Below are 1,237 nucleotides of genomic sequence, written 5' to 3'. Positions count from 1 at the left end.
GGCTGCGGATTCAATCGGTCAAGGCAACACACTGTTCAAATCGTTGAGCCGGTGTTTGGTAGTGTAGCGTCTTCCTGGGGCGCTCGTTAAGTCTTCTGGCTACCGCATCGAGTTGCTCTTGCGAATACGTGGAAATATCCAATCCCTTGGGGAAATACTGGCGCAACAGGCCATTGGTATTTTCATTTGAACCGCGTTGCCATGGATTCTGTGGATCGCAGAAGTAGACCTGGATGTCGGTGGCCAATGTAAAGCGTTTATGCCCAGCGAGCTCGCTGCCACGATCCCAGGTCAGTGATTTATATAGTTCTTGGGGGAGCCTGCGGGCATTGTCGATCAATGCGTTGACCACCGTTTCGGTATTCTTGGCGGCGACCTTTATCAGCATGACATAGCGCGTCTGGCGCTCAACCAAGGTCACGATCTGGCTGTTGTGGCTGCCACATAACAGGTCCCCCTCCCAATGCCCAGGCACCGCTCGATCCATTGCCGTCGCTGGACGTTCGCTGATCGACACCGCGTCGACAATTCTGCCGTGGTTGTCCGTCTTTTGGGTGTGATGACGTGAGCGGCGCATGGCGCGCGTACGGCGCAAGTGTTCCAGCAGCTCCTTCTTTAAAGCGCCTCGGGCTTGGATATAGAGGCTGCGGTAAATGGTTTCGTGCGACACGTGATACTCCTCGTGGCCCGTGAACAGCTGCTTGAGCCAGCCAGCAATCTGTTCTGGCGACCACTGCAATTGGAGCTTGCTGGCAACCATGTTGGCCAACATGCGGTTCTCCGTCAGCTTACAAGGTTTGGGGCGCCGCGTCTGATCCCAAGCATGCTGGTCCGCTTGAGTTGCACGATATGCTTCGCGGCCACCATTGCGCTTGAGTTCCCTGCTGATGGTCGATGGTGCGCGTCCGAGGCGTCTGGCCAGCGCGCGGATGGATATGCCGGTAACGATTGCACGCGATACTTCCTCGCGCTCGGCCAGTGTCAGGGCCCGTCTGGAACGGCATCGCTGCGCTGGCCGTATGCCACCAGATTCGGCCAGAATCCGCTGTATCGACGAATGATTGCGATCAAATAGCTGGGCTATCATCTGCAAGGAGTCGCCTTGCTTCCAGCGTTCCCACATCAAGGCCTTCTGGCTCTCGGTGTAATAAATTCGTGGTTTCTGTTTCATCTTCAACACTCCCGTAACCTAGGTGTTTAGGTTAGAGTGTTGCGACCACCGATTGAATCCGCAGCC

General features: G+C 55.9%; 1 protein-coding gene. It reads right to left on the bottom strand.

Annotated elements, in window-relative coordinates:
• Positions 1 to 10: 10 nt before the first annotated feature.
• Positions 11 to 1,171, bottom strand: a complete 1,161-nt coding sequence (locus V3C40_RS28240) for an IS30 family transposase (protein WP_331779165.1) — start codon at positions 1,169 to 1,171, stop codon at positions 11 to 13.
• Between the last annotated feature and the right edge of the window lie 66 nt (positions 1,172 to 1,237).

Source organism: Janthinobacterium sp. LS2A (genome assembly GCF_036543145.1).
Taxonomy (GTDB): domain Bacteria; phylum Pseudomonadota; class Gammaproteobacteria; order Burkholderiales; family Burkholderiaceae_D; genus Janthinobacterium; species Janthinobacterium aestuarii.
Note: the sequence above shows the minus strand (reverse complement) of the source record. Positions and strands in the feature narration are given on the sequence as shown.

Coding starts and splice junctions, on each gene's coding strand:
- V3C40_RS28240 (WP_331779165.1), bottom strand. CDS start 1,171: ATGAAACAGAAACCACGAATTTATTACACCGAGAGCCAGAAGGCCTTG.